Source organism: Streptomyces sudanensis (assembly GCF_023614315.1).
In the GTDB taxonomy this organism is placed as follows: domain Bacteria; phylum Actinomycetota; class Actinomycetes; order Streptomycetales; family Streptomycetaceae; genus Streptomyces; species Streptomyces sudanensis.
Genome location: NZ_CP095474.1, coordinates 5,035,622 through 5,036,366, shown reverse-complemented (window position 1 = coordinate 5,036,366; position 745 = coordinate 5,035,622). Strand labels below are relative to the sequence as shown.

Here is a 745-nt window from a genome sequence, read left to right as displayed (position 1 = left end):
TTNATGGTCTCTTAAACACAAAACGGAGGGAGTCGTCGCCAGNGNCNNCGNNGNGAGNNCGNCCCCCNNAACAGCTTCACGCCCAGCACGGCCACCCCGGGCAACCGCCCCGTGAAACCGATGCCCGCGCAGCCGAACCACCGGTACGCCGGATCGGCGCCCGAACTGTACGGGGGCAGCGGCGACCGCGCCGTGTGCGACGTCGAGCGGCAGATCGCGTACCTGGGGTCGGACCGGGACAAGGCGGAGGCGTTCGCCTCGGTGGTGCGCACCTCGCCCGGGGACCTGCCCGCCTACCTGCGCGGCTTGACGCCGGTGCAGTTGCGCCTCGACACGCTGGTGACGAACCACGGCTACGAGGACGGCGGGGCGGTGCCGTACCAGGCGGTGCTCCAGGCCGGAACGGCGGTGCTCGTCGACGGGTACGGCGTGCCCCGGGTGCGCTGCGCCTGCGGCAACCCGCTGGACCGGCCCCGGGTGGAGCAGCCGGAGAAGGTGGTGGGGCAGACCTGGGCGGGCTTCCGGACGGAGGAGGTCGTGGTCGTGGTGCCCGCGCCGACGCCCGTGCCCACGTTCACCGTCGTCGACGTGGAGACCGGCGAGCGCGTCGAGCGCCCGGCCCCCGGGCGGACCTCCCCCTCGGCGACGCCGACGGGCCCCACCCCGCCGGCCACCACGGGGTCGCCCACGCCCGCGCCGACGCAGTCCCCCACCGGCACCCCCGACGGCACCCCGACGGGCGNGC

Annotated in this window: 1 pseudogene; it reads left to right on the top strand. The window is 75.4% G+C overall.

Going from position 1 to position 745, the window contains the following annotated elements:
- Positions 1–120 precede the first annotated feature (120 nt).
- A pseudogene (locus MW084_RS24385) lies at positions 121–742 on the top strand (DUF6777 domain-containing protein); the annotation flags it as partial.
- Between the last annotated feature and the right edge of the window lie 3 nt (positions 743–745).